2 protein-coding genes are annotated in these 2,959 nt (G+C 37.7%); both read right to left on the bottom strand.

The window, feature by feature from the left end:
• Window positions 1-1,608: TrbL/VirB6 family protein (locus ACZDYH_RS30205; RefSeq protein ID WP_474888017.1), on the bottom strand; the 1,608-nt coding region annotated here is incomplete at its 3' end.
• 30 nt (window positions 1,609-1,638) lie between these two features.
• Window positions 1,639-2,959 (bottom strand): VirB4 family type IV secretion system protein (locus tag ACZDYH_RS30200; RefSeq protein WP_474888016.1); only part of this gene is annotated, 1,321 nt, incomplete at its 5' end.

The raw sequence follows: 2,959 nt of genomic DNA, 5'->3' as shown, positions 1-2,959 counted from the left end.
CCCCTTTTGGAATGCATTCGTTGCAGCGTTTACTAAATCTCTAGCATTTCCATATGGTGTAGCGGCTTTCTTCATATTTTGTAAATCTTGTTTCCGCTGATTTGAAAAACGAGACATTTGATCATTGTTTGTTTTCGCTACTTTTTTAGCAATCTCTGCATCAGATGCACCAGGGAATACTTGTTTTAAACGGCTTGCAACTGCAGAATCCGGATTATCTGCTTTCCAATTTTCAAAGTCTTTTGTAGCTAAATCCTGTGCGATATCTTCATCGGTTAGTTCCGGATAAGATTCGCCATTTAGATTTGAATACGTGTCCGCACCCTTTTTTACACTGGAACCAATATGTTTTCCTAAAGCTACAGCTCCTTCGCCGACTGCAGCAACACTTCTACCAGCCACTGCACCAGGAGCACTACCTAATGCACTTCCAACTTGCGATCCTGCTACCATCGCTCCCGGTCCAAGACCAGCTCCCGCTGCCATACCTGCAAGTCCTGTCGCTGCTTTACCAATTGAACTTCCAATTTGACCAGCTTTTAACATACGAGCTGCACGAGATGTTGTACCAACATCTGTCCCTAAATTCGCTCCTAATGCATCTTTCGGGTTATCCGCATCTTCTTTATTATCTTTCTCTCCATCTTTCTTTTCTTTCCCTTTATCTTTTGCACTACGGTAGTCGTCACGAACACCTTTAACCAATCCAGCCACACTTGCTAAAGCACCCATACCCATCATCGTACCCGCTCTATGAATACCCGCAGATGCATTGGTGCTAAGTCCAATAAAGCTTTTCACGATTTCACCAACTGGGATAAACATCGCAAGTAATATTAATTTTATAATAGGATTTTGCGCACCCCCAATAAGTGTAATAACTAACCATAGGGTAATTGCGTGAATCGCTTGAATTAATACTGCACCCATAAGTTCACGAATCCAATATAACGTCTGTTGTTTCTTTTGTGGGAACATCCACATTCCTACCATTACAGGGCCTAGTAACATTAATACGTATAGTGTCACAGCACGCATTAAATAATAAAAGTTTGCCCATATCATTAATCCAGCTTCAATAAATAGTCCGAATATGATAAACATATAATCATTTTTATGGTCTTTCATTGAAAGTTCTGTAATCGTCTTATTGTCTGCCAGTCCATTCTTTAATAGAGGTATTTGCTGATCTGGGTTAAAATTCCCTAACGCCTCTTTAAACTCTAATATAATCCAAGAATTTAGATCAAAAATAAAATTATAAAAGAAATCTAAATGCCAGAGGCAAATCGAGATAATCATTAAGTCTTTTGCATATTCAATTAATGCCGTGCGATTATTTGGATTCAGAGTCGTTGCTGAATATTTTGCTGCTGTAATTACTACACTGACGAGAACACAAAAAGCAACAAGTTTAAACATGACAGGCATACCGGTATCTAATACATTCGTAACTGCATTCTTCTCATATAAAAAATCTAGATTAGATTTATCTCCACCAAAGACTAGAACTGGAATAGTATCCATAAATCCATAAATAGGCGCTAGTAGGGCCTTTACCATATGGATAACAAGGCCTCCGACCCAATCTATTATTTTCTCAAGCATAATTTCACCTTCCTTTACAAAGGTACGCTACTATCCTGCGTACCCTTGTACTTTCTTCATATTGTTTAAAAGCTCTTGAAGTACCGCTTCATTCGATTCAATAAACATCATTTCTTTATCTGATGGATCTGTTTGAATCCAAACCGAACTATCTCCTACACGGAAGATTCCTTCTCCTTTTCCAGGGTTGTTTAGGATAATATCTAACTCCCCAGCAGTTAAGTTAAAGTTCTCTTGAATCTTTTTCTTATCAATCTTATTTTGTTCTAAGAAGAAATAAGAGAAAGTAGATTGCAAGATACCACGAGCTTTTACATTTTCTAAAATACGAACAAAGTCCTGACTTGCCCAACACATACCGGCATTTCTTTTACGTGAACGACGTGCTACTTTTTCTAAGAAGTTAACCGTTTGTTCATAATCGATAAACTGCCACATCTCATCCACATACAGTACTTTTCGTTTGATAGCGTGTTCTGGACTCTTAATCCAGTGCTCCCAAATATAGTTCAAGATAACGTGGAAAGCGATTGGTTTTAAGAATCCTTCTTCTAAATGACTAATATTAAAGTTAACAACACGTGATTCATTTAACTGTGTTTCTACACCACGACCAAAATGACTTTGCCCATCAAATAATGGTTTTGACCCATCACGTAAGAACGGACGAATCGCAGCGATTAACTCTTCTGCCTTCACATCGTCTCCATGATGTTCTACTATGACATCGTAGATTTCTTTTAACTCCGGCTCTGGCTTTCTTACTTGAGACTGAATTAATTGTCCATCCACCTTCTTCACTTCATCTGTATATAAAGAAGAAGGATGTGAAGTAATACCATGTTTATCAAACACTTCACGGATTGCATCTTCTAGCATCGTACGTTGGAATACATTTAATCCTGGTTGATCAAAATCTTGCCCCCGAATAATAATGTCAAAAAAACCTAGTATTTCATTGATTTTCTCTAAAATTGGTACAAATCTCACATACTTTACGCCATCACGTTCTACGAGTTCTTTCTTATCATATTGTTCAAGTGCTTCTAGTTCTTCATCTTTATCCGTAATCTGAAGCTCTGTTACAGCAATTGCACAAGGGTTAATAATGATATTACTTTCAGGTGAAATGTTTAAATTAATACCACCTAAACGTTTTGTAATTTTTACGAATTCACCTTCTGGATCGATAATCATTGCATGCGTATCTGCAAGTGACGTTTCACGAGCTAACTTCATTTTTAAAAGTAAACTTTTTCCAGAACCCGAGATCCCTGTTACCCCAATGTTATAGTTTGGCGGGCGATAATCTGCATTCCCGAATGAATTTAAAAATTCTACTTGCCCAGTT

The sequence above is a fragment of the Bacillus sp. EB V-12 genome (assembly GCF_056158125.1).
This window is presented reverse-complemented; position numbering and strand designations above follow the sequence as displayed.